At 49.1% G+C, this 25,772-nt stretch carries 13 protein-coding genes and 6 pseudogenes; 11 read left to right on the forward strand and 8 right to left on the reverse strand.

Features of this window, described 5'->3' with window-relative positions; genetic code table 11:
* A pseudogene (locus tag ACWKX3_RS19985) lies at nucleotides 1-356 on the reverse strand (glycoside hydrolase family 32 protein); the annotation flags it as partial.
* 240 nt (nucleotides 357-596) lie between these two features.
* Between ACWKX3_RS19985 and ACWKX3_RS19990 the strand changes: the two are divergent.
* Together ACWKX3_RS19990 and ACWKX3_RS19995 are read left to right on the forward strand one after the other, a co-directional pair.
* On the forward strand, nucleotides 597-1,010 hold the full coding sequence (locus tag ACWKX3_RS19990; RefSeq protein WP_454542282.1) for a hypothetical protein: 414 nt from the start codon (nucleotides 597-599) through the stop codon (nucleotides 1,008-1,010).
* Between the two features lie 750 nt (nucleotides 1,011-1,760).
* Complete coding sequence (locus ACWKX3_RS19995; RefSeq protein ID WP_454542283.1) at nucleotides 1,761-2,504, forward strand: LuxR family transcriptional regulator; 744 nt, start codon at nucleotides 1,761-1,763, stop codon at nucleotides 2,502-2,504.
* Here ACWKX3_RS19995 and ACWKX3_RS20000 read toward each other — a convergent pair.
* Both ACWKX3_RS20000 and ACWKX3_RS20005 read right to left on the reverse strand, forming a co-directional pair.
* Complete coding sequence (locus tag ACWKX3_RS20000; RefSeq protein WP_454542284.1) at nucleotides 2,443-3,129, reverse strand: acyl-homoserine-lactone synthase; 687 nt, start codon at nucleotides 3,127-3,129, stop codon at nucleotides 2,443-2,445. The two genes, ACWKX3_RS19995 and ACWKX3_RS20000, sit on opposite strands and share 62 nt — an antisense overlap.
* A 591-nt stretch (nucleotides 3,130-3,720) precedes the next feature.
* Nucleotides 3,721-4,283: pseudogene (locus ACWKX3_RS20005) on the reverse strand (DUF1440 domain-containing protein).
* 315 nt (nucleotides 4,284-4,598) lie between these two features.
* Here ACWKX3_RS20005 and ACWKX3_RS20010 point away from each other — a divergent pair.
* A pseudogene (locus ACWKX3_RS20010) lies at nucleotides 4,599-5,005 on the forward strand (transposase); the annotation flags it as partial.
* A gap of 276 nt (nucleotides 5,006-5,281) precedes the next feature.
* Here the strand turns inward: ACWKX3_RS20010 and ACWKX3_RS20015 are convergent.
* Entirely contained in the window at nucleotides 5,282-5,899 is a 618-nt protein-coding gene (locus ACWKX3_RS20015) for a CSS-motif domain-containing protein (RefSeq protein ID WP_454542285.1), read from the reverse strand.
* Nucleotides 5,900-6,388: 489 nt separating this feature from the next.
* Between ACWKX3_RS20015 and ACWKX3_RS20020 the strand changes: the two genes are divergently transcribed.
* From ACWKX3_RS20020 to ACWKX3_RS20030, 3 genes are all read left to right on the forward strand, one after another.
* Nucleotides 6,389-7,192: an MBL fold metallo-hydrolase gene (locus ACWKX3_RS20020; protein WP_454542286.1), complete on the forward strand. Its 804-nt coding sequence runs from the start codon at nucleotides 6,389-6,391 to the stop codon at nucleotides 7,190-7,192.
* 146 nt (nucleotides 7,193-7,338) lie between these two features.
* Complete coding sequence (locus ACWKX3_RS20025) at nucleotides 7,339-7,824, forward strand: helix-turn-helix domain-containing protein (protein WP_454542287.1); 486 nt, start codon at nucleotides 7,339-7,341, stop codon at nucleotides 7,822-7,824.
* Between the two features lie 79 nt (nucleotides 7,825-7,903).
* On the forward strand, nucleotides 7,904-8,170 hold the full coding sequence (locus ACWKX3_RS20030) for a hypothetical protein (RefSeq protein WP_454542288.1): 267 nt from the start codon (nucleotides 7,904-7,906) through the stop codon (nucleotides 8,168-8,170).
* A gap of 594 nt (nucleotides 8,171-8,764) precedes the next feature.
* Here the strand turns inward: ACWKX3_RS20030 and ACWKX3_RS20035 are convergent.
* On the reverse strand, nucleotides 8,765-8,929 hold the full coding sequence (locus tag ACWKX3_RS20035) for a hypothetical protein (protein ID WP_454542289.1): 165 nt from the start codon (nucleotides 8,927-8,929) through the stop codon (nucleotides 8,765-8,767).
* Nucleotides 8,916-9,130, reverse strand: a pseudogene (locus tag ACWKX3_RS20040) (type II toxin-antitoxin system ParD family antitoxin). The gene ACWKX3_RS20035 and the pseudogene ACWKX3_RS20040 overlap by 14 nt, the downstream one beginning before the upstream one ends.
* Nucleotides 9,131-9,251: 121 nt before the next feature.
* On the opposite strand from ACWKX3_RS20040, the pseudogene ACWKX3_RS20045 reads away from it, so the two are divergent.
* The 3 genes and pseudogenes from ACWKX3_RS20045 to ACWKX3_RS20055 all read left to right on the forward strand — a co-directional run.
* Nucleotides 9,252-10,074 (forward strand): annotated as a pseudogene (locus ACWKX3_RS20045) (transposase); the annotation flags it as partial.
* Nucleotides 10,075-10,593: 519 nt separating this feature from the next.
* Nucleotides 10,594-11,127: a hypothetical protein gene (locus ACWKX3_RS20050; RefSeq protein ID WP_454542290.1), complete on the forward strand. Its 534-nt coding sequence runs from the start codon at nucleotides 10,594-10,596 to the stop codon at nucleotides 11,125-11,127.
* 144 nt (nucleotides 11,128-11,271) lie between these two features.
* Complete coding sequence (locus tag ACWKX3_RS20055; protein WP_454542291.1) at nucleotides 11,272-18,285, forward strand: Ig-like domain-containing protein; 7,014 nt, start codon at nucleotides 11,272-11,274, stop codon at nucleotides 18,283-18,285.
* 181 nt (nucleotides 18,286-18,466) lie between these two features.
* Here ACWKX3_RS20055 and ACWKX3_RS20060 read toward each other — a convergent pair whose 3' ends face one another.
* Entirely contained in the window at nucleotides 18,467-18,646 is a 180-nt protein-coding gene (locus ACWKX3_RS20060; protein WP_454542292.1) for an ATP-binding protein, read from the reverse strand.
* 164 nt (nucleotides 18,647-18,810) lie between these two features.
* Here ACWKX3_RS20060 and ACWKX3_RS20065 point away from each other — a divergent pair, with 164 nt between their 5' ends.
* Both ACWKX3_RS20065 and ACWKX3_RS20070 read left to right on the forward strand, forming a co-directional pair.
* Nucleotides 18,811-19,017, forward strand: a complete 207-nt coding sequence (locus ACWKX3_RS20065; protein WP_454542293.1) for a hypothetical protein — start codon at nucleotides 18,811-18,813, stop codon at nucleotides 19,015-19,017.
* A 249-nt stretch (nucleotides 19,018-19,266) separates the two neighbouring features.
* Nucleotides 19,267-19,785: pseudogene (locus ACWKX3_RS20070) on the forward strand (Rpn family recombination-promoting nuclease/putative transposase); the annotation flags it as partial.
* 41 nt (nucleotides 19,786-19,826) lie between these two features.
* On the opposite strand, the gene ACWKX3_RS20075 reads toward ACWKX3_RS20070, so the two are convergent.
* Entirely contained in the window at nucleotides 19,827-25,745 is a 5,919-nt protein-coding gene (locus tag ACWKX3_RS20075; RefSeq protein ID WP_454542294.1) for a hypothetical protein, read from the reverse strand.
* Nucleotides 25,746-25,772 lie beyond the last annotated feature (27 nt).

A 25,772-nucleotide genomic window follows, 5' to 3' on the forward strand; every position in this document is an offset into this window, starting at 1 on the left:
ATATGGCTGCTGTTGTTTTTATCCACAACAGCATTGCCGCTAAATGCCTGCCCGGAGGGCGTGTTGTTCAACGCGTTAGGCAGGGTCTTCCAGTTCAGCACATCGCTGCTGACGGCATGCCCCCAGTGGACATTTCCCACCAACGCGCTTGAAGGATTATGCTGGTGAAAAAGGTGGTATTCTCCTTCGCAATAAAGCAACACATTGGGAGCATTCATAAATCCGGTGACCGGCGCATAATGAACGCGGGGTCGATAAACCGAGGTATTAATTGCTTTGGCTTCTGGCGCGGTGAAACCTGCTTTGGCACAGCCCAACAGCAGCGACGAACCTAAAATGAAATCTCTGCGATTCAAACCCCTTTTCCTCCCCGGTGGATATCTCTCGCTATTTTTTGCGTGTGCATATGTTCTGGTGGCGGATGCAGACCGTAATTTCCTTGCCTGAACAGACTGTGAAATGAAAAAAATCAGCTAGCCAACGAATTGGCTTTTAGAAAGTCGTATGGTGGATGTGGTGATATAATTCAAAGACGGCTTTGTTGAATAAATCAGAACAGCAAAATAACAATAACTCCTGCCGGTGGGGCACAACGCATGTCCTACATGGTTTCTCTTTTGTCCTCTAAGAACCTCAATGTCGTTGTGCTTCTGGATGATGAGAAGCAAAGCCGGGAGACTTCAGTTGAGCTTCAGCAGCAGGGTATGCTTAACAGAAAGAACGTGGTATTTGTGTCTGATGCACTGGAGTCAAAGCGTGAGGAGTGTGATATCGAAGATCTCTTTAATCGTGACACGTTCCTCAGGCTCGTCCATGAAAGTTATGATCTGAAGCCAGCCACGCTTAAGCTGAATGACAGTCTTTCTGCACTGACCACAGGGCCCAATAAACCGGTCCCTGGCCCGGTGATAGACTTAAGTTTCCCGGCAGCCACGCTCCCCCCCAGTACCACGCAGGCAGCTTCAGCATGGAGTCCGTATCATCCTGCTTTCGCAACTGCCGCAGAGTGAGCAACCGGCCATTGACACCAAACAGAGCGGAACTGCGCAGGAGAGAAGGTCAGAACACTCTCATTGCCCTGATATTTTTACTTCCATTCCCGCGGAGACAACGACCACCGACGCGAGCAGGCCATTCATAATGGCTTGAAGCAATAACAATGCCCCTGCCCGCGGGAAGTCCGGCAGAACATCACCATCCAGCAATGAAACCCTGCTCTTTTAGCCTAATGGGAGCGAAGCAGAAAATGCGACATTTACGTTCAGACGAATCCCGGCCACGGTGACGACCGGTCCCGGGTAAACGGGCGATATCCCTTCATAATCGCAGATATCAACTCAGCCTCATGAGGCTATGACCTGTCTTAAAAGACAGGTGGCTTAATGCGCGCTTTTCAATATACTAAAAAAGAACCTGACCAGCCCCTTCAGCGAACCGGTCAGGTAGGTCAATGACCTGCAAAGAAGTTACACCAGGGTACTCCAGTACGCTATTATCCGGCACTTAGTATAATAAGTACAGACAACAAGAAGCACTTTTTGACATAATAATAAATACTTTTGTGGCAGCAGCAGAAACTCATGCCCTGCCACCTTCCTTCTCTCACCATTCGCCAGCCTTTTGTCTAAGCACTGTCCGCCCCTTCCGTGTCTTATTTTACGCAACGATTACCTTTCTGTGCTGCTGTAGTACACTTCAGGTTCTTGTCCGATAATAATGGTTCGTTAATCGATTACTTGTAACGCAGCAAAGGATCCCTTATGTATGGCCTATTCAGGGAAGACATAGCCTCAACAGACAGACTACAACGGTTTATCGAAAAGCATCTGGTCGTGTCTGAGAACGTCAGATATGCCTATACCGTGGTCAGTAAAAGAAACCCCTCTGAAGCACTTATTATCTCCTCCTACCCTGAAGAATGGGTCACGCTCTATCGGAACGGACATCTTCAGCTCTCGGACCCGGTGGTTCTTAACGCGTTCAGATGCTCCTCCCCTTTTGCCTGGGACAAAAACATGACTCTGGTTTCAGGATTACGGCTCAGAGGACTTTTTTCACGTGCCCGGCGATACAATATCACCAGCGGCTTTACTTTTGTTCTGCATGACCACATGAACAATTTGTCGCTGCTTTCTTTCACTACCGCTGACGCAACTCCCGGACAGCGATTGTTTTCTGACCCCGCAAAAATGCAGATGCTGCTTATAGAAATTAATGCTGAAATGTATCGCCTTGCAGGCGCGGCCTCTGACTGCGGGACAGCATGTCAAGACGATACGAAAAAAAACTTCCTGACGCCCCGGGAGCACCAGGTGCTCTACTGGGCCAGCATGGGAAAAACCTATGGCGAAACTGCCACCATACTTGGCATTTCCGTCAGTACCGTAAAGTTTCACATGCGTAATATTGTCTCCAGACTGGGCGTAAGCAATGCCCGCCAGGCTATCCGGCTGAGCACGGAGCTGGAATTACTGACAAAGGCAGCACCACAGGCCAGCCAGTAATCGTATGACCCGTAACCCGGGCAAGTTTTGATGCCATCCAGGCCTGGTCTTCTGCCGTCGTCGGCAGATATAACAGGTAAATGCGTTCCTGCTCACTGAGAAACGTCTCCCGGAGCACGTCTATCTTCCACCCTGTGCGTTTCAGGATGGCCAGCATCGGCAGGCTTACAATGGTGTGAATACCGTAATACCCGTTTTTACGCGCCCAGTTAATCATTGCCACGAAAAGCGCCTGGCTCACCGGAAAAGACTTACAGGGCAACTGGCTGACACGCACTTTATCAACAAAAAAACGGCTTGACTCTACGCCCGCTGGCGGGAGCGGCACATCGCCAAAACAGGCGCTGAATGTACGATTAATCATATTTGGTCGCCCAAGATCGACAAAGCGCACGCTGCAGATAAGTTGCCCTTCGCAGATCCCGAGAATATATCGCGTTCCGTGGGTATCAAATTCATCCGACTCCATGCCCGTACTGCACCTTACATCCCACCCCAGCCGGTCACTGAATGTGATTTTTCTCAACCGGTACAGCTCATCAGCGTGTGAGGATGTCAGCATGTCATAGGTAACATCGAAAAACTCAAGCGCGCCATGGCGCACACTCTCTCCTGTATTTTCCATTTTCCTTGCCTCAGTTCATTAACTATGCTGTCTGCAATTTTCTGCGTTCACGATAAGGGTGAACGATAAGATTGCAAAGTCCACGAATGACTGAATGAACCCAGTCAGACAGTTCAGCCTACTCTGGTGGCCACCAGTTTCAGAGAACGTCATTGCTGACGGCCTCCCAGCCACATCTTTTCAGCAGCGCATCCAGCCCGTCTGACCGGCCACCAATTCTGGCAGGTGCCAGCATAACCTGCGTTCCGCGCATCATTAAAACTAATATCCAGCGCGCTTTTCAGCAGACAGATGCTGTTTACCAACACCGACGGCTGAATCTGACGTCGACCATTCCACTCACTGCCGCTGAGGACGTGATACACCCGGTCGTTCTGCTCAGACTTTTCACCGGTACAACTGCGCCAGAGATAATCCAGCTTATGTTGCAGTCGCGCACGAACGCCAGGCGTCCGGCCCTGATTAAGACATTGGTGGCCACGTCACGTGAAAAACAGCGCTGTTTCTACACCTGCACAGACCAGCGGTTGATAAAAAGGGTTTTCCTGAGAAGCCAACTACACCAGGCCCGGATGCTCCCGGGATACATCACTACAGACCTGAGCCGGTCACCCACATCCCCCGTAACGGACGAGAAAACATAGCCAGAACGGCTATAAGGCTTACTTCAATGGAGACTGACCAGCATATAGGCCAAGCAGCTCACTCCAGAATTCATAGCCATTGAGATCCCAGAGCCAGCCTGTCTGCCCGTTAAGATAAACGGGGTTTCTGAATCCCAGAGCAGGAATAAGTAAACCATGCATAACCAGAGTAATCACAATCCCGTAAGCTGCCCCATACCAGAGTCTAATTCCGGGTAAAAAGGCAGACGCCAGGACGTAAAGGCCGGCGAAAATAAAGCTAAACCCCCAGTGATAGAGCATGACCGCACCAGGAACGTTTATCCCCTGATAAACCTAATCCAGTGAGTGAGAACTGATACCCAGCGGGCCGAGCCAGGCATCAATATTTAGTGCTGGTGGAGAAACTTCTCCGGTCATACGTGGCGGCATATTAGCCTCGGTACCAGATTTGACCAGAGAACTTATGGCTCCGCCAGCGAAAGTAGCCCACAATAAAATTCGCAGATTAATTTTATTAAAAATATTCATAAAAAACTGACCTTAGAGCAGAATTTGGTACTCATTATACCTGATTATTTCTAAACGGTTCTACGTGCACGGACAGGCTGTCAGTCAGGTAATTACAGGGTATATGGGGTCTGCTGATTCTGATACCGATTTCATCCGATCGCTCATCTCCTGTTCCGCCTTATTTTAGAGGCTTTCACCCTCCAGGGATATGACATGGCATGTAAAAAAAGAACATGAGACCAGAAATGAGCATTTACCTTAATGTATTACGGATTAAGTTTAAACAGCGCCGCTCAAATCGCGTCATTGCGACCGCCCTCAGTATCAGCTGCCCGCTTCCTGTGGCAGTTCAGCGACAAGTGGATGACCGGATCCCGGCAGGAAAAGCTGGTATGGCTGCATGCGCGGATGAAGCTGACTGGCCAGCGCCGGGTGCTGAAAGAGGTTCCAAAGGATATCTAGAACAGGCCATGGTTCGAGAAAAGACGCAATGACTGGAAAAAATGGCTGGAGCTGGCAGCTAACTGCGATGTCTCCATAGTGAAGAACGTGGCTAAAACGATAGGGAAAAAGCTGTACGGTATCCTGAACACCATGCGCAACGGTATATCAAACGGAATTGCAGAGGCACTGAACAGCAAGATCAGGCTGCTGATAATAAAAGCGAGGGGTACAGCAACCGGGAATGCTTTAAGCTGGGAGTGATGTTCCACAACGGTAAACTGAATATGCCGTTCTGATCCTTCCCAACATAATCGGGTAAGGTCCATGGATATGCAGTAAAAATATTTTCAGCCTCTTTTTTTGTCAATCAACGACAGATGCCTTTTTTCCTGGATTTTGAGCGTTTCGAACCGGCGGGGTCTCCCCACCAGTCCTCTGTGGCTTTGTGCCGATCCTTCGTTGTTATCCACAGGCATATTGCCTGTTTTTCCACCGAGGCTGTGGATAATTGAGCCGCGGGTCAGGTCGGAGGGACGGCAACTGGAAGGTATAAAAAGCTGCAGCCTTATTCATTACGACGGTCGTATATGCCGGGAAAGCTCATCGCATTCCAGCATTTCATGAAGCTTAATCAGATGATAGCGTCGCAGTAAGGAACGCATTTTCCGGTGTGCCGGGTAAGTATTGCACCCAAAGTCCGGCCAGTGAGTTGATGATGGTGCCAGCCAGGCCCTGACATCCTCTTCAATCAGGCTGAACAGATGCTGCGTCAGGCTGACTATCAGACCTTCCTCTTCAGCGGCCTGGATAAACACCCCAGACGAAATACTCCTGCCGTCGGGACGCTGGTATCGCATCAGTGCTTTGGCGCCGGAGCAGGTGCCATACGCGTAGATAACAGCCACGTGCACAGGCACGCTGCTGGTCCCCCCGTGGCTATGATAATTATTTTCCCTGGGAGCTGAATCGGCAACATCGAAAATCTCATCGGCACTTTGTTGCCTGACACCGGTCACGGACGAGCAGATTACTATACCATCCCGTATAAGCCCGGTGCTGCGGATGTGAGGCATGAGTGCGCCGTTCTCCGTCATCTGCTGCAGGACGCTTTCACAGGGAAGAGCGGCGAGCCTGGTTGTTACCATGCTCGCATGGCGGGCAATGGACGTGATATGGTCGACCTGGCACATCAGTATGTCCGCCGTCACGGCCGTGTCCCTGTTCAGCTGTCGCCAGGCTATGCCTGACGACAGAGTGTAGCCAGAATTACGGGTACGAGAATTCCGGTAGCCAGCGCCCTTTTTTGTAATTTCATTATTCGTCCTGTAGGGTCTTTCCGTGAATACACTATCACTGTTTAGTGACGTTATACTCACTAATCCCTTTCCGTTTCCGGGTTATTTAAACAAGTGCATGCAGCAGGAAGTACTCTGTAATGAATACAAGCACAGGTTTTAAAAAGGGTAATGATTTTTTGAACAGGGTTGATATCGTTCTGACAGCTTCACTCATTTTCGTTATCACTGCTGAAATCTGGCTGCTTTCGGGGAGCAGGGTATGGCGGGTTGGCATGCTGATAAGTCTTTATCTGCTGCAGTGAGAATAATGCTGCCATGGACCACGAAACAGCTCTGCTTTCAGGACTATCGGGTGATTACCCTCGAAGGGAGAACTAAGCTGTGGCACTCAAAATGACCATTCTGGTCGAAAACCATCTGTCCCCGCGCACGGCCGCAGGAATGCAGTCCCGTGCAGGCCTCTCCATCCTCCTGAACGACGGAGAGAGCCGGATACTGTTTGACTCCGGCCTGGATGAAACCGTTGTTCACAACGCAAGGCTGATCAACGAGCCGCTGACAGATCTGGACGCGGTTGTATTATCACACGGGCATTACGATCACAGTGGCGGAATAGCATCCCTCAGCGCCGGGACGCGCATTATCTGCCATCCCGGCGTATTACGGCAAAGGTATGCGGGTATCAGGCTTCCCGGAAAAGTCATTCCTCTTAAGAAACTTTCGGTAGTGGAACGTTTTCGCGGTCTTAACGTGGAGTACATTAAAACCCCGAGGGTCGTGGCAGGACGTTTTGTCTGGAGTGGTGAAATCCCCGTGGAAAGCCCGGAGCCCTGGGGTTATACCGATTACAAAAACGGCACGCCTGATTATGTGTCTGATGAAGGTACGCTTATCTGGTGCTCATCGCGTGGGCTGGTCATTATGACCGGGTGTGGTCACCGTGGGCTGGAGAACACCGTTCGCTACTGCATGAACATTACGGGGGAAAACCGCGTGTACGCCCTTATTGGGGGATTTCATCTACGGGCAGCGTCACCGCTCAGGCTGATAAGGCTGAAAGCATTTTTGCGTGAGATCGCACCTGAGCAGGTTCTGGGCTGCCACTGCACCGGAAGATGGGGAACACTGTGGCTCAGGAATACGCAACCTGTCGCCTGCGGAGATACCTTTATTTTTGAAGAGTAAGTCTGTGATAAGGGCTCATCTCGTCATTCGGGATGCACCTGTCGCCGTGGTGTCATCTTACTGTCAGGCCCGTGTCGTGTACGGTGCCGACAGGAAACGCGAATATCTTAGCCGCTACCAACATATATCAGACATGATGTATATCGATGACCGTCGCAGAAAAAGTGAAAGTCCTTCGCCTGAAGAAGGCCTGGTCTCAGGAGCAACTGGCTGAAGTGGCATCGATTTCTGTCAGAACGGTCCAGCGCACTGAAAAAGGGCAGAAACTTGGTCTTGAAACGTTGAGTGCGCTTGCCTCAGCCTTTGACGTAAGCGTATCTGAGCTCTCGGAAGAGGCCGGTGACGCCGTCAACGCACTGAATGAACGTATCAGTGATGCCAGAGTCCAGGTTGCCCGGGAAATGAAGTTCTGGCAAATACTTGCAACGGCTCTTCTGACATGCACCGCAATGATGGTTATTAACTTTCTGCTTACACCGGAAAGCTACTGGTCCATTGTCGTGACAGCTATATGGGGCAGTCTGGTTATGTTCAGGGGACTCAGGGTATTTGTTATTCATAATCAGCTTAAATCCTGGCAACAGCGCAGGTTGAATAAACTCCTCCGTCCGGGCACAAAAAAAGAAAAATAGCCTGCGGGCAATCAAGTAAAAGGCTGAAACCATTCTCAACAACTAAATGTAGTCATCAATAAACGGAAAGGAAAAAACTATGAACCTGTCTGTATTTTTCAGCCATGTACCGTTCTGGGTCTGGCTCCTGCTGGTTTTTTTACTTCGTCGTGGTTTTGCCGCCATTTATGACAGGGAAATGAAAACCGGACGGCTTTTTTTACTCCCGGTACTGTTTCTTGTCTGGGGAAGCTACGGAATTATGGCTGAAACAGAAAGGGCAGGGTTAAGTTTCACTCTGATGGTCGCCGGAATATTCGCGGGGGGGCACTCGGATACTGGATGTGGCGGTCACAGCCTCTCCTAAAGGATTCAGGCAACCCGGACAGAGTTATCAGGGCCGGGACGCCGCTGACGCTGGGAATGATCGGTATAACTTTTTGTACAAAATTCATTCTCACTTCAGCCATCTTACTTCAGCCTGGACTTGCGGCATCAGCTAGCTTCTGCATGCTGATGGGTGGGCTCACCGGACTATTTGATGGTGTCTTTTGGGGAGGCACACTAAGGATATTTATACCATGGTACAACAAAAAATATCTCACTCAATTATGAATTGTACCATTCATGTATCATTATATGTCTAAGAATAACTCCTTAAATGCATTTCAAAAGGAAAAATTATGCTGTTAATTATGAATGATTTGTCGTGTACTGGAAAAAGTAATGTAGGATAAATGTGGTGCGAAAAAATTGAGCGCTGTATATCTTCGGGTTGACGCTGTAGAGCATACTATTTATTAATATTTAACTTATGTTTTATGAGAAGTAAATTCATAAGACGATGCCTCGTTGTGTCCTGAGACTGACTGAGAATACGGATTATGGTGATCACAGAATGCACTGGCACAAAATAGATCATGTGTTGTGCCACTGGTAGTGAGCAGATATTTTCTTCCGGTTACGGGCACCGGATCCCGATGTCATGTGTAGCCAGCACATAAAATACAGCAGCAATCCGGCCCATATACTCATCAGCCTGAATAACATCGAAATACCTGAAATTGTTATCCCAGATAGCCTCAAGATTCTCTTCCGCCTTTCGGATCATCTCAATCTCTTTCATTCCTCTCCCTGACTCTGACCTGTTTCAGGAATGCATCCTTATTCCATGGTTTCGCATCACCGCTGCTGATCCCTTTTCACGCAGCAAACGAAGTGCGTCCCGCATAACTTCACTCTGGGGGTGGTAATCGCCGGCCCTGACCAGGGCATCAATGAAATCACGCAACTCATCACCCACGTCTACTGTCATCGTACGGGCCATAAATTCTCCGGTTCAAAATGTGAGATTAGTTCTTACACTACCATACCAGCTTATTGCTCTGCTTAAATCTCCATCATTTGTGCCGAAGCAATGCGTTTAAATTTAAAGATCCGGCTTTGAGATGACCGGGATCCTGTTAGGGCAAGAAATCCGTAAACGCAAGACTCCTCAGGAGAAAATTGCCATTATCCAGCAGACGATGGAGCCAGGCATGAATGTTACACATGTCGCCCGCCTGCACAGTGTTCAGCCCAACCTGCTGTTTAAGTGGAAGAAGCAGTATCAGAAAGGCAGCATCACCGCTGTAGCAGCCGGAAAGGAAACCGTTCCAGCTTCTGAGCTTATGCTCTGAAACAGATCCGGGAGATCTAGCGCCTGCTGGGTAAGAAGACGACGGAAGTTGAGAGCCCCAAAGAAACCACGGAGTACGGTCAGTTGTGGAAATGGATAGCGCACGCGCCCATGTTGCCAAAGGGCGGGGAATAGGATAGCCCTGCTCAGCCGCGCCATGGGAGCGTACGCAGATGTCACTGCAGATTAACAGTTCTGCAGACTGGCAGGACGGGCGCTGTGAACGACGTAATGGCGAAGCTGATGCTGAGATACTGTCGGATATCCTCGATATCATCAGCGACATGCTCAGCTATGGTTATCGAGGTGTATGGGGGAGCCTGCGCAAGCTGCGTCGCACAGAAGGACTGTCACCGACAAATGCCAAACGGCTATACCGGATAATGAGTGAGCATAACCTGCTGCTACTGCACGGAAAACCGGAGCGACTGAAGCGTGAGCATAAGGGTAAAATCGCGGTTGCAGAAAACGACATGCGCTGGTGTTCAGACGGCTTCAAGTCTGGCTGCGACAACAATGAAAAATTGCGGGTCACGTTCTCGCTGGACTGCTGCGACAGAGAGACCATAGACTGGGCAGCCAGCGCGGGAGGCGACCGTGCAAGATGTGATTGCTGAAGTCGGTAGGAATATACGGGTCTTAAAAATATCAAAATATACCTGTATATTTCTCGCTGCCAAAAATGTAATAAAAAATTTCTTTACTTGACGGAATTTCTCCTGTCACCGCAATTTCACCATTTAAACCCATTTTTGATATTTCTTTCTTTGCCCATGAATATTAAGAATATTTTTGTATATATGCCTTAAAGCATGATCGACATTAACGATCAATCATCTGGCCATTGATTGCTTTTAACGATTAATTTCTTTTTATTGATCGTTTTTGTTGATCAGCGGCGTTTGTGTTTTAATTAGTGACTTTCCGTGACTGACTAATTAGCCAAAGTTCCTGCTTATGAACTCTGCGTAAGTTCTCTGACAGCATTGCTTCTGCTTCAGGCACTTTTTTATATTTTGGAGCCAAAAACCATGCACCCCTCAGTCCATTGCAATGTATCTCCTCTGTTAATCAAGTTATTTTCTGCTTCTCCCCTGTTTACAATTGGTATTATGAAACTGATACCTGAGGCCATATGGGATATTAACCCATTACCTGTTGATTTCAGCCTTTACCGCGCGGAACACAAGGCATATATCATTATCACTCTGGTCGATTGCTCACCGCTCGAAATATCTCGTAGCCTTCAGTGGCTACAAAGCATCTCTTATCAGTTGCACTTTCCCGCACTGTTTTTGGTGGATGAAATGACGCCCTTAATTCTTCAACAGTTCCGCGGGACTCACGCCATTGTTCTTGCTAAAGCAGGACTGCGCAGCATGCGTGAGTCAGTGTTGTTATGGATGAACGGGAAGTTACAGCCCAGGAAAGCAGATGCCAACGATATGTCTCTATGCGCGAAAGAGTGGACCGCTTTAAATCGGTATCTGTTGGTTCAGAATATGCATGGGGTGGCCGCGTGGATGAATATATCGACTAAAAATGCCTACTACTGGCGTAAACGGGCGCTTAAAAAACTGGGCTTCAAACACATCAATGAATTTTTACTTTTTACACACCACGTAGCCCATCCTCATCGTCATTAAAAACGCATCAGAATGCTGATGTGTATCTCGTTTAGATTTTAAACAACGTTACAGAGAAACTATACAGTGACTACACACTCCATTTACCCACAACATAATAAGCCAGTGATTAAGCGCCCGCGCAAGACGAAATTGATAGCATGGGTGAATATTATCGCCCAAATAGCTTTCCCGCTGGCAGGCGCATTCACACCATTAATGGCAGGCGCGGGTAACGACCGACACTTTCTGGAAAGTGCCAATAGTCGTGCGGCAGTGCCAACAAAAGTCTACACCCTGTCATCAGGAGAAAGCATAGAGTCAGTAGCAAAAAAATACAATATACCGCTGTCAGCACTGCGCCAGTTAAATCAGCTACGTACTTTTTCGCATGGCTTTGACCATCTGCAGCCGGGAGATGAACTCGACGTTCCTTATGAGCCTTTATCAAGAGATATACATCATAACATTGCATCTGATGCATCCGGCACGCCTGACGACGAAGCAGAAAATCTAAAACTGGCAGGGATGGCTTCAAAGGCAGGCACATTTCTAAGCCAGAGCCCAAACGGTGATGCGGCGGCGTCAATGGCTCGCGGGATGGCCTCCGGCGAGGTCAGTAGTGAAATTCAGCAGTGGCTAAGCCGGTTTGGTACTGCAAGAGTACAACTGGATACCAACAAACACTTCTCCCTCAAAAACTCTCAGTTTGACCTGCTGGTCCCTTTGTATGATAAAAATGACAGTCTTGTCTTCACCCAGGCCAGTCTGCACCGCACAGATGACCGCACCCAGTTAAACTTGGGTATGGGATATCGCTGGTTTACTGATTCGTGGATGCTGGGAGGGAATACTTTTTTAGACTATGACCTCTCGCGTGACCATGCTCGCATGGGGCTAGGGCTGGAGTATTGGCGCAATTTCTTAAAGTTAGGTGTAAACGGATACCAACGCCTGACTAACTGGAAAAACTCGCCAGATATTACCGATTATGAAGAACGGCCCGCTAATGGATGGGATGTCCGGGCTCAGGCCTGGCTTCCTGTGCTACCACAGTTGGGTGGAAAATTGACCTATGAACAATATTATGGCCAGGAGGTCGGACTGTTTGGCAAAGATAATCGCCAGCGAGACCCACACGCCATTACGGCGGGAGTAACCTACACACCAGTACCGTTAATTACACTCAGCGCCGAGCAACGGCAGGGTAAATCGAGTGAGAATGATACTCATTTTGGCGTCGACATTAATTACCAACCCGGAGTGCCGTGGCAACAGCAGATTAACCCTGATGCAGTGGCCGCTATGCGCAGCCTGGTGGGTAGCCGTTATAATTTCGTAGAACGCAACAATAATATTGTTCTGGAATACCGCAAAAAAGAAGTGATCCGTCTCAAAACGGCTGGTTTAGTCACTGGCTACGCCGGTGAAAGAAAATCGCTCGGGGTATCAGTAACAAGCAAATATGGGCTTGAGCATATCGACTGGTTAGCGCCGGCACTGATTGCTGCCGGAGGAAAAATTTTGCAGAGCGGCAGCGGCTGGGACGTTGTCATGCCGACATACCACTCTGGCGGGGGGGCCGTTAATAGCTACACCGTGAGCGGCGTGGCCGTGGACAAAAAAGGGAATGTCTCCAGCCCGGCCGACACTCAGGTTACCGTCACCCAGGCTGCGATCGATACAACGACCAGTTCGTTCTCGCCTTCTACCGCAACACTACCTGCTGACGGGGGGGCGCAGCAAGAGTTTGTCCTGAAGGTGAAAGACAAAAATGGGCATCCGGTTGATATTGCTGTAAAAGAAATCAGCATTGATAAAACATCTAAACTTCGTGGAAGCCATCGCGCCACCCTGTCGGCATTCTCCCGACGTGCCGCTGGAGAATATGTGATGAAAGTCACTGCTGGAACCATGCCGGAAACGTTCACGCTGACACCATCAGCCCGAAACGTCCATTTTGCATCGGCTAATGTAACGCTGACAGCAGATAACACCACCGCTCTGATTGATGCCCTGGACATAATTGAAAACAATGCCATTGCTGATGGGCAATCGCAGAACAAGTTTCGAGTAAAGGTTGTTGACGCACAAAATAATCCCGTACCCGGTCAGGCCGTCATACTGAAAGCAGACCATGGCGCGACTGTTGCAGGAACGGCTGTCACTGAGTCCGATGGCACTGTCGTTGTTCCGGTAACCTCCCTGCATTCCGGTGGAACAATCATTACGGCCAGTATTAAAGACAAGGGGAGTAAGACACTGAAACTCTCATTCCGTCCTGACCAGAATACGGCGCGGATTGAGAAAAAGAATTTCAGTGTCCTCCCTGAAGTCTCACTGGCAGATGGTAAAACACAAAAAACAGTGACAGCCCGTGTGACCGATGCACAGGGCAATGCTGTACCAGACATCCTGGTTACAATGAGTGCAGATAACGGTGCTGTACTTTCAGAAAAAACTGTTAAAACAGATGTTAAGGGCATGGTCACCACCACCCTGACCAGTACCGTTGCCGGTACTTCGCGTGTGGCAGCCAGCGTTAATGGCCGATCAGTCTCAAAAGAGACCACATTTACCGGCAATAATGCGACCGCCATCGTGACCTCTGTGGATACGACAGCGGCATCCGGTGTCGCCGACGGAGCCACTGCGGTGACATTCAGAGCGCTTATCAAAGACCAGAATGGCAACCCGCTTTCCGGTATTCCGGTAGACTGGAAATCTAACAAGGACAGCAGCATCGTATCCTTTAAACACTCACAAACCCTGACCTCTGAGCAAGGGATAGCAGAAGCAGAAGTCACCAGTACGCGAGCATACAGCGACGTAGTCGTGACCGCATCCACAAATGCGTCATCAAAATCTGCCTCTCCGTTTACCTTTATTGCTGACAAACAGAGCCCTGTTATTAAAGCACTGACAAGCAATAAACAGACACTGACGGCCAATGGTAAAGATACTGCAACACTCACTGTCAGCGTAACTGACCCCCACGGAAACCCGCTTTCCGGTGTGGAAATTGCGCTCAGCAACGGCAATAAAGCCGAAATTTCCCCTGCTCGTCCGGTAACCAACCCTGATGGCATGGCTTCAGCCTCCCTGAGAACCCGATATACAGGCCAGGTGACAGTTTCTGCCTCCTCTGGTAAAGGCTCTGAGAAAACACTGACCCTACAGGCTCTGCCTGATGAGCAGACAGCCAATGTGACTGTCGCTCCAGACAAAACGTCGGCAATGGCAGGACAAGCTCAACCTGTTGTACTGACGGCCACCGTTCTTGACGGGAACCAAAACCCCGTATCCGGCACGAGCGTGGCATGGCAAACCGATCACAATCAGTTAAGTGACACGGTCAGCCAGACCAATGAGAAAGGCCTGGCGACGGTAAAACTGTCGGGAACGCAGGCGGCGATGACGACGATCACTGCCGTACTTTATAATGGCCACAAAGGTTCGGCTCAGGTTGACTTTGGGCCCGGGGAACCTGTCGGCGAGCATAGTCAGCTTTCTGTTTCACCCCAGTCTATTACCGCTGACGGTAAGTCAAAAGCTTTTGCCTCACTTATTCTTCGGGATAAATGGGATAACCCGGTAGCAGGAAAGCGCATCGACTGGCAGGCAGACAGCCAATCAGGTATCCACTTTACCCAAGCAGAAAAGGGAGAAGGTGTCTATCAGGCGGCGGTTACCGGAACGACCGAAGGAATATGGACACTGACGGCGCAAAGCGGTGCGGTTAACCTGCAGACGCCACTGGCTCTTTTAGCAAACCAGGATTCTGCGCAGATTGACAATGTGGCGATATCCGGTGCTGACACGGCTAAGGCCGATGGACAGGAAACCGTGACAATCCGGGCACAAATTAAAGATAAAAATGGCAACACAAAACTTAAAGGCGTTGCCGTGGGCTGGACTACCACACTAGGCACGCTCTCTTCAAGCCTGAGCAGTACTGATGAGAACGGCGTGGCTGAAATCACGTTAAGTAGTCGCGTTGCGGGTACGGCGCGGGTGTCTGCTATGCTGGGTGGAGGTTCGCCTGTGAAGGCAAATAAAGTCGTCAACTTCACAGCCGGCGATATCAGTGCCGATAAATCCTCACTCAGTCTCTCCCCTTCCCGCATTACAGCAGGAAAAGAAACTGCCACTCTCAGCGTCACTGTCCGGGATGCTGAGGGCAACCTACTGACAGGTCTCAAGGATAAAATAAACGCGAATTTTACGGCAGACCTGAAGTTGAACACATCAGCCTTCAGAGAGGTGTCGACTGGAATCTACGAGGCAACTGTAACGGGCAAAAAAACGGGAACCACACTGGTCAGCGCGAATGTGAGCAATATCCGCATCAACCATACAGTTTCACTCACGCTTAATGCAGATAATAGTACGGCCAAAGTCCTAGGCAACATCAGCGCGACGCCAACATCTGCCACGGTGGGCGATTCTGTAACGTATACAGCGGTACTGACCGATGCTAACGAGAATACTCTGGGGGCTGGTATCCCGGTAACCTGGAGTGCAAACGAAGGGAGTACGCTCAGTTCACAGGTAACACGTACAGATGACTCCGGCACCGCCCGCGTCACGCTGACCCGTGCGCTCGCAGGTACTGCCAAAGTAAAACTCATTCTTCCGTCCGGCACTATAACCGCTCCTGATGTGATGTTCAGTGCCGGTGATGTGGATGAGAATCGCTCAGAACTGACACTTGTCCCTTCGACCATTGTTGCAGGAAAAGAAACTGCAACGCTGACCCTGACGTTGCGAGACAGTAATGGCAATCTCCTTGCAGGGAAAAGTGTCAGCGGTCACAGCGATAACAACAATGTTCTCGTCAGCGAAAGCCAGGAAAACAGCAACGCACCTGGCCGCTATACCATGACGGTAACCAGCAACAAAGCAGGCAGCGCCACACTTACGGCTAAAGTGGGGAATATTACGCTGAAAAAGAGTCGAACACTGACGGTGAAAGGCGATACAGACAGCTGGAAACTATCTACCGTCAGACCAGATAAAACCACACTGGTAGCCGGTGACGCAAAAGGGGTAACCTACAGCGCCACGGTCACTGACGCACAGGGGAACCTGTTAACAAATGTGGTGGTTTCCTGGCAACTTCGTGGTCAGGCGGAAGGCTATGAACCAACTTCGCGCACCAATGAAAAAGGTATCGCGACCACAACAGTGAAAAGCCACACCACGGGCCAACTTCAGATGACTGCATATCTTGATACAGATAACCACATGCAGGCAGACAACGTCACCGTGGTGGCCGGAGAGATAAAAAATGCGACCTTTGGAGCAGATAAAACCAGCATAGGCTCCGACGGAAAGGATTCGGTCAAGCTGACAGCCAGTCTTGAAGACAGCTATGGTAATCCGGTTACGGGAAAAACAGTGACAATTATGGGGGGAGACTCTCTGGCGGGCTTTAAGCTCAGCCCGGTTCAGGACCAGCAAAATGGAAAATATGTGGCGACCGGTACCGCGACAACCAAAGGATCGGTTACTCTTAATGCACAAGTTGACGGTACAACGGTTGGGAACCCCGTGACTATCACAGTAGGTGCTGTTACTCCAGACTTGCGGTTTGATAATGCTGAACAGCCAGTGACATGGACGAGAAGTTTCAATGCGTCTCAGGTGGTACGCGGTATGCCTGACGGTGTGGAGCAGACGTGGTCGAGTTCAAACCCCAGTGTGGCCACTGTTGACGGGAACGGGAAAGTCACTCTTTTGAAAGCAGGAAGCACGAGAGTTTCGGTCTATACACCGGGTAATGAGCAGTACAATCAGGCGATGGCGTCGTACACACTGGATGTGTCTAAAGCTGATCCTAAGACAACCCCTAATCAAAACGTCATTAATGCCTCGTGGGGGGAAGATTCTGCTCATACTGTCACCGTTAACTTTGGTAACCCGGATGCAAAGGGCATTCTGACAATAAAATATGAAAGTAATGATTCGAAAATCGCTACCATTGACAAAGATGGGAAAGTTACGAACGTAAAACCAGGTAACACCATCCTGATGGTGTCCACACCTGAAACAGATCAATTTAAAGCGTCGCAGGCTTCTGTGCCTTATAACCTGTCAAAAGGTGTTGTTAAACTTTCCTTTGCTGAGCCAAAAGTTGAGTTAAATGATAATGAATCTTTTACTCCCCAAAAACCTGAACAAAAACTGTCCCCTGAAGCACAGCTTAAATGGAGTTCGAGTAACGATAATGTGATTAATGTCGATAGCAACGGAAGCGTTCAGACGGCCATTAGCCACGGAACCACTCAGATTCGGTTAACGGTGGTGAATAATGATTATTATGAGGAGAGTAGTGCTGAGTATAACGTTATTGTCTATGGCAAACCAGCAATCAACTTCACTCAATTGCAACATATAAGCAAAGGAGGAATACCTACCAGCAGCGGCGACTGGACACCGATATTTGCGACGGATTACGCACAGGCTACCTGGAGTGCAGACACCAGTGACTTTACAATTAAACCCTCAAAAGTGGAGATTAATGTTCTTGATTCCAATGGAAATGTACTGAGTAATCAGCAAGCTGATAAACTAATTGGGGATGTTACGAATATTAATGCGAACAAAGTTTTTTGGGGAAAAACGCTACAAGTGAGCATTGTCGCTACAGGAATACACGGATTAAAGTCTACGGTAGAAAAAACGGTCACAGTTTCTAAACCTGGCGTTAATGACATTAAGCAATTGATAACAGGAAGCTATTATATTTTCACCTCTAATGATGAGACACCGCCAGAAAAAGAAGAAGATGATTGTGTTTGGGATTTGACACAGAGTTCTCGCAACTGGATGGTTGAAGGGTCTGTAACCCTGAGCACGGGTGACAAAACACTTTTAGCGCCAGTAAATGCTTATATTGATGCAAAAATAAACATTGTTGGTGGAGACGATGATACTAAGTATCCGGTAAAGTATGTTTCTCTCAATAATAAAGTGACAACTGATACTGCGAATACCCCCAGTTGGGCAAGTTTGACAAGACTTTACCATCATTGCTGGCATGACGATTACGGTACTGCAACGATGAGAATTTTTGCTTCGTTTGACAATTCTGAATTTGTACAAATTAAAACAGCTTCACCTTCTATAAAAGGAGCGCCAGATACTTCAGCAAATATTCGTGGAAACATAGACTGATCGATTATAACTAACTGAGGTATAAGAAGATGCGCCAGGAATCTGGAAGTGGCCAGCCAGATTCCTGATTGTATTTTAACCAGATATCTCTAGTGTTACCAACGGTGCGAGAGTTGCGTATTGCGATGATTCCGGCAATTTCAATCGCGCTTGCCGCGCTGGTTATTTCTTACTTTAGTTTTTAACCCGTATTTATCGGTTTACGTATTGATTCGTCACTGAGCTCAACGCGATGTACGTTGTGCAGAAGCTGTTCCATCAGGGCATCGGCTACCGTCGGGTTACCAACCAGTTTGTACCATTCACTCACGAATTCGAGAATGCAACAACTTATCAATGTGATCGGAGCAAATGGCGACACATTTTTACACGTTAATCTTGACTTTGCATGAAAGTGTCCTGTGTACTCTCAATCTTTGAAGATACCTCCCAAACGAAATCAATCATCGTAACCCTGCCTCGGTGGGGTTTTTGCTTTCTTTGGTAAATTCGGCTAGCTTCAGCATATTCGAACAAGGAGATCCCATGAAGAAATCAGTAATCGCCGCTTCAGTTAAGTTGGTTGCAGACTATGCTGGGACGACGCTTACTTTAATGGCAAGCTGGAGCAGAAAGTTTCATGGGCTCGCGGCGTATTCTTCAGCTGGGCTGGATTTACAAAGAGTGGTCTGGATGCATGGGGGAGGGGAAAGAAGGTCATTTGTCACCGGTTATGATCATGTTCTAATGTAAAAAAATAACATCAGTTTCAGAATGTTGATGGAAGAAAAAAACCAGACGTACAGCCGAAACAGGCAACTTATATATCAAGATTGATGAGATTTATCCTGATATTGTTAAGTGAACATCCTCTTTGAGTCCAGAACAGGAAGGAAGAAATTTGATGTCATCGCCCCCAAAACATGATGCATGTGCAGCCATAGAGCAGCATACAGCCAATAGTGGTAATATATCGGGGTCATTTGTTCAGAGCCAGCGCTGATGAAGAAGAAAAACAGCACCCCCACGCCCCACGATGCCACTTTCAGGCAGTTCCTGACGCAGCCGGACATTGCCCGTGATTTTATGGAGCTGCATCTGCCCGCAGAGTTGCGGGCCATCTGCGACCTCAGCACGCTGAAGCTGGAATCAGGCTCGTTCGTTGAGGATGATCTCCGCCAGTATTTCAGCGACGTCCTCTACAGCCTGAAAACCACTGGCGGCGACGGATATATTCATGTTCTGGTCGAGCACAAGTCAACGCCGGACAGGCATATGGCTTTTCGACTGATTCGCTATGCAGTGGCCGCCATGCAGCGCCACCTGGAGGCAGGCCATAAAAAAATGCCACTGGTAATACCGGTATTGTTCTACACAGGTAAGCGCAGCCCGTATCCGTACTCCACCCGCTGGCTAGATGAATTTGACGATCCTGCTCTGGCCAGAAAACTCTACAGCAGTGATTTCCCGCTGGTAGACGTTACGGTCATTCCGGATGATGAAATCATTACCGACACAAGACCGTAAAACACCCGCCACAACTGGGGAAACCCCTGATAAAGTCAGTCATTGTAAGGCTGTTTAATAAAAAACTCATCCCTGGAGGCATTACACATATCAAGCCGTAATGTAGCCTGCCTTTTCTTATTATCCCACTCACTCATCTTTTTATTCCTGTCAGCGACTAAATTTCTTAAGTAATCCACTTCCCTGTTGTAATCATTCACTTGAGTTCGCATGGCAGCTGTAGGAGGTATTCTTATTTTTGGTGGCTCTGCCATCTTCTTATTCAACTCGGTCCAGAACCGGTCCCTTTCCTTCACTTTCCAGCCATATACGTACTCAGCGTGGTCTCTTTCCTGCACAATGCGAGTGCGAATTTCATTTATGTCGACAGGAAGTTTTATCCCTTCCGGACCGGACAAATATGCCAGTAATGCATACTGATATTTAGCCCGGGCCCCCAGGTCATTTCCGGATGCGTAAAGCGCGTGTTTCAGGTCATTCACCTGCTGCAAAGTAATCTCCTTGCTTTCCGGCAGTGAGTTAAACGCGGACAAATAGGGCATATAAGCTGGATCACCCGGTCCCTGCGCGGTTTGTTGATTTAAAAATTCTGCCAATGCTTTTCTGAACATAGCTGGCTCGAATGTTGCAGACGTCTCAGAATTGCCCTGTAAATTAACCTGTTCTTGATTGTATAATGGTGGCACTTCATCATTTATAATTTCATCCAAGTTCCTTCCGTTTATTTTAACGTAAGGAAGTCGTGAGTAATCTAAATAACGGAAGGTAACCGAACTTTCAGGCATATTATACGACCTGACTTTCTTTTTAAAGAAAGCACACATGTCCATATACCTGGAAAAATAAGCTAAACCATAATTTGGATCATAGAAGACATACTTGACTTTACCCTTTTGGTTCACCCTGGATATCAGCATAGTATGCTCAGGGATATCAACCCTGACCGATGAATTTTCCCCTGAAAAAAGTTTTGATTCGGCATAATCCAGCTCACTCACGTTAACATCAGAGATGGCTGCGCTAAATTTAGATGCATTACCATCTGCATGTAACCCGACGAGTGACTTATACAAAGGATTATCAGCAACGTTGGGTGATGAGTAAATACTCATCAATTTTTTTGCTAACTTTGCATCTTGTCCACTCTGTAAAGCCCAACCCATGAGTACGGACTCAGGCAGGCACTCACCCGCCTGTCTTTTTAAGAAAATCCCCTGCGGTACAAGAACAACATCCGTTGCTTTATTTGCCGACGCTTTCCAGTCATCAGCGGCCTTCGCTGCTTCATATAAATTGATACTTTCAATGGCTTCATTTATTTTCCCGGCTAAAACACCCCGCGTAAATGCATCCGTATCAAGGTTATTAAACAAATCAAGTTTTTCATCAAGGGATAAGCCATTGTAATAATCATGCTGAGGTGCATGACTCATTTCCTTCCCGGCTCTGTAATCTTGTTGAATTTTTGCAATTCGTTCTGTGCTATTTGATGTCGGGGTATACGTCTTCGCTATCCGCATCATTTCATTGAATTTACCCTGACTATATTTGACTTGTTTAAATGTATATTCCCCAATAACGATTTTATTCCTGAACAACGCGGTAAGCCGTCGTCCCCCACCGGCATTCTGGAGCCTGAACGCTAACAGGTGAAGTTTGTTCCCCTTCTCCCAGGTGCGGGTATTCTCATTGAATATCTCAATTTCGCCATTCACTGCTCTGCCGAGCATCTCTCTCGAGCCTACTCTGAATGTACGCTCAACCGGTTCAGCGATGGAATACTCCGGAGCCTTATTTTGAAGTGCTTCAAGCTCTTCCAGTGACGCGCTTTCTTCTATTGTCCTGCCGAGTTTTAGCGCTGATGACATATTCCTTGTTATGTCATAGGAGTCCTTAACACTCATACCGCTGACCAAAAATGCCTGGTAGATGGCAAGAGGTTCACCCGTGTCTGCGGCTGTCTTAATGCTCCTCCCGACGATGGCCAGGTCGACAGCTTTATTGCCAATCTTGAACCCGTATTTAACAGCCTTACCGCCAATCTGGGTGAATTTTCCGACTTTAGCAGCAATTCGACCGTCAGGAATGCACCCTGTCACCAGGCCGGCAACCGCCAGTGGATCGGGATCCTTACCTTCTGTTAAATCAGCAGCAATGTCCGCTGCCGATTGTGCGGTATTGAGCACCCACCCCGCCGGCGTGAATGAGGTGATGGCCCCGACGGTAGCATCAACCCAGCTTCCTGTATATTCAGCCTGATGAACATGCAGTTCAGTTTCCTGTATCGTTTCCCCGTTAATGGAGCTGGACACTAACTGCATTTCTCCACTGAGGGTAGAGAAGGGCCTTGAAAACGACCTCAGATACTCTGCCGGTGACAAATTATCCCAGGTGAATTCGAGACGATATATTGCTTCGGATGCACTTACCCCAGGGTCAGGGATATGCGCACCGGCAATCGCTCTGGAGATTAATAATTTATTAAAGATGGGTTTTCCTTTAATCACATAATCAACCTCCATCGTATCAGCGAGTGTTGCCGAAAGCCTCGCTATATCCATCGGATCCGGATTAAAAGAATTAAAGTTCTTTTCGAAACTGCTCCTGCCGGCTTTGATATTATTAAATGTTTCAATACCACTGGGGTAAGTGATGTCTATAATATCGCCAAATATATCTATCTCCTGACGGCGCCATCGCATATGAGAATAGTAAGGAAAATCCCTTACCAAATCCTCTGAAAGGTCTTTTCCTTCATCAACATAGTAATAAGGAACTTCAGAGTCCAGCCTAATGAGCACACCCGATTTGGCGCCCGGGCTGTCAGGAAGGAATATCGTATTATTAAGCCTGCAGCCTCCTATATCAACAGGAACGAGGAGCCTGGCACCTATTCTGGCAAGCTTGGCATTCTCCCGGATTTCCTTTGTAAAGCGTTCATCATTTTCTAACTGACGCAAGACAAACTGAATGCCGTGTAAGTAAGTTTGTTTTTTCTGAGCAACAGAGAGCGCCTGATAATGAATGTCTCGATCAAAATCAAAATACCCTGACTGTAACGTCGCATCGGACGGGATATTATTATGCCACTGAGGGGTTGGCGCTGTGTTCGCCAGTGCCCGTTTACGTCTGACGCGGGGGCGGGCAGGATCCGGATCGTGTTCATCAGACAACGGCTCAGCATCCGTTTGTGACTGTAATGGCGAGCCGTGACTCACCGGCACGTCCTCTCTTTCATCTGCCGCAGCATTCTCCTGAGCAGGGTTATCATATCCGGTTGCCATTTTTTGCGCCTGTCGGGGCGTTTCTTCATTGCTTACAGCAGCTTGTTTGCTAACGAACGCATTACCGGAAATAGCGTTATTTTCACTTCGCCCTGATTGCCAGGCGCTTTGCCCCCCTTTAAAAGCGGCCGTAGTGGCAGTATCGAGTACTGCATCAAAAACCATTCCACCCACTGAGCCCATTTTTATTTTTTCACTTTGCTTTCCTTCCGCCACATGTTGATAAACCGCACTGAAGGTGTTCTCGCTGCGCCCGACATACATATTGTACAGGGCCGCACCTGCGGTTAGCCCGGCCCCGGCTGCCAGTTTGACCGCGCCAGGTACGGGCGCCGTCAGCAGATTAAAGCCAAGTTGCTTTAGTTTTTTACCCAGCAAGCCATAAATCGCCTTATAAGGCTTATCATGACCGGGCATGGTATAATTATTAACCTTATTAACATTGTACGGTATTTTTATCGAGGCCTTCAGCACCTTATAGGGGAGCCGGAAGAGGCCGGACACGTTGAACGATACCGCATTTAAAGCCTGTTCAAAGGACAGTTCAATAACAATGCGGGTGACCCCTCGCGGGATCCGTTTTTGCCCCCACTTCACAATATACTCAACAAGCCCCTTCTCCAGGGCAGCATATTGCTCCGGACTCACCGGTAATCTCAGTTCATCATGACGGGCATTTTCAAGTTCACCGGCAAGCCGGGTGGCGAAGAGATACCCGGCCGGATCGCCGGCTGAAAGGGTACCCGCTAACAGCCCCTGCGCTTTCAGGGATGCAAGCACCTGCCGTGCATCCGGCGGCGGGTAATTACCCTCGTTCTGTGCGCTGGCGAGGTTTGCCCAGTGTCTGGCAAGGCGTGTGCCCCGTGAGTGTTCATCCAGGGGCCTTTCGGTCAGTCGTGCAGATTCTGCCGACAGACTTTCCTTCACCTTTGTCGCCAGCAGCTGTGCCTTGCCTGCCTGTGCCCTGGCCCCGAAGAAATTGCGCGCTGATTTCCCGGCTGCAAGCGTGGCATCATTCAGCGCCTGTGCAGCACCAGCAAGCGCTCTGGCCATATCAGGCATGAATTTATACAGCAAATGATCAACTTTTTCCTGCAGAGAGCGGGCAATATCAGCTGGCAGCAGGGGTTCCAGCATGTCATTGACCGACATCCACTGCCTTTTAAGCGCCTTCTGAATACTGTCAGTGGTACTCCCCAGGCGAGCCAGAAGGGACTGCGCATAGTCGATATCGCCGCCCAGCAACCGTTCCAGCGTCGCCACTTTTACCGCCCGCTGGTTTTCGGGGGTTTCCTGTTCAAGACTGTCGTTCACCCATTCCCTTACCCGCGCAACCAGGTCTTCCTCACCCGACGGGCTGACAGGGGTATTGCGGCGCTCCTGTTCGCTTCCCTGGTCATCTGCCACGGAGTAAGAAGCCAGTATCCCTTCAATTTTTTTCAGCTCATCCACTTTTGACAACAGCGCTGCGCTGGCGTACTGAATTTTGATTGCCGGCTGCTGCCATTGCCATAAAATGCTTCTGATGATGGAATCAGCAACGACGTGTTCAGGGGACTTTGCCGGCGTTCCGGTGGGGTGACCATGCTGTGTAATGCGGACCAGACGGTGCGCGTGTACTTTCATTCCCGCCACGGCAGTTTGCGCCTGTAATTTTTTCTTATCAAAACCCGCCCTGATTCGCTGCGGGAGGGAATTTGAGCGCGACAAACAGGCCACCGCCTCATTAATATTCACTTGCGGTATGGCCGGGGAAATGGTGCTCAGGCCAGCGTGAATCGACGCTTTTGCCAAATCGCCGGAGAGGCGCTGAAGACAGGCAGCGACATCGCGAAAGAATTTCTGAGGTTCACCCTGAAGCTGGCGGGCTTTTGTACTGGCTTTTTCTGCTTCGTGCCGCATGGCTGCAATCATCGCACTGACGGAGGACCACTTTCCGGCCTCCCACGCTGCTGCTCGTGCCTGCATAAGAGAAACCCAGGCAGCACGGCCTGACGTCTCTGCCGTCAGGCTCTCCAGCGCCTGTATTACCGTACTTTTATCACTGGAGGAAAACGCGCCGGTCAACTCAGTGACCAGCCTGTCGTGCCGTTTTTCCGGGGTGCTGTAGTCATCCATGGCGCTCAGGGTACGGACAACGCGTATCAGCGTCTGCAGGGTCGACTCCAGCCGTCTGGCCAGCGACTGAGCCGTACGACGGCTCCCCAGCGCGGTATTCGTGGTATCCCCGTCGCTTTTGCATGGCAGCTCTTGCTCCACCCAGCGCTTTATGACGTCGTCCGAAAGCTTGCCCGTAAGACGCTCTATGTTGCCTATCCGGTTCAACCGCCACAGAGTACCCAGCGGCCCCCCAACGCTTATCTGGAGGCACAGGCGGGATTTGGCGCCGGCAAGGTCGTCACGCAGCTGCTTCAGTAATCCCCCGTCAACCCCGGGCACCTGGCTGTTATACCCTTTTTGCATGAACTCCTGAGCTTCTTCCAGGAGTGCCTCACTAATAAAGGCGAATACAGAGCCAGGATTACTTCTGACCGATAAGCCTTCCCCCTCATCAGGCGGTGAGGCATCCACGCCCCCCTGGCTGGCCCGTTGAAACAACTGACCGGCTTTCTCTCTTTCAGTTTCTTTTGCATGTAATTCTTTTTCCTCTGACTCACTGGCATAAAACATGAGACAGCCCTCTGTATTGGTTATTAT

The sequence above is a fragment of the Enterobacter sp. UPMP2052 genome, assembly GCF_053709675.1.

What these genes read in the sequence shown, in the direction of transcription:
- ACWKX3_RS20065 (WP_454542293.1), top strand. Translation starts at nt 18,811, where the DNA reads ATGAAGAAATCAGTAATCGCCGCTTCAGTTAAGTTGGTTGCAGACTAT.
- ACWKX3_RS19995 (WP_454542283.1), top strand. Translation starts at nt 1,761, where the DNA reads ATGTATGGCCTATTCAGGGAAGACATAGCCTCAACAGACAGACTACAA.
- ACWKX3_RS20030 (WP_454542288.1), top strand. Translation starts at nt 7,904, where the DNA reads ATGAACCTGTCTGTATTTTTCAGCCATGTACCGTTCTGGGTCTGGCTC.
- ACWKX3_RS20075 (WP_454542294.1), bottom strand. Translation starts at nt 25,745, where the DNA reads ATGTTTTATGCCAGTGAGTCAGAGGAAAAAGAATTACATGCAAAAGAA.
- ACWKX3_RS20000 (WP_454542284.1), bottom strand. Translation starts at nt 3,129, where the DNA reads ATGGAAAATACAGGAGAGAGTGTGCGCCATGGCGCGCTTGAGTTTTTC.
- ACWKX3_RS20015 (WP_454542285.1), bottom strand. Translation starts at nt 5,899, where the DNA reads ATGTGCCAGGTCGACCATATCACGTCCATTGCCCGCCATGCGAGCATG.
- ACWKX3_RS20035 (WP_454542289.1), bottom strand. Translation starts at nt 8,929, where the DNA reads ATGAAAGAGATTGAGATGATCCGAAAGGCGGAAGAGAATCTTGAGGCT.
- ACWKX3_RS20050 (WP_454542290.1), top strand. Translation starts at nt 10,594, where the DNA reads ATGAAACTGATACCTGAGGCCATATGGGATATTAACCCATTACCTGTT.
- ACWKX3_RS19990 (WP_454542282.1), top strand. Translation starts at nt 597, where the DNA reads ATGTCCTACATGGTTTCTCTTTTGTCCTCTAAGAACCTCAATGTCGTT.
- ACWKX3_RS20025 (WP_454542287.1), top strand. Translation starts at nt 7,339, where the DNA reads ATGACCGTCGCAGAAAAAGTGAAAGTCCTTCGCCTGAAGAAGGCCTGG.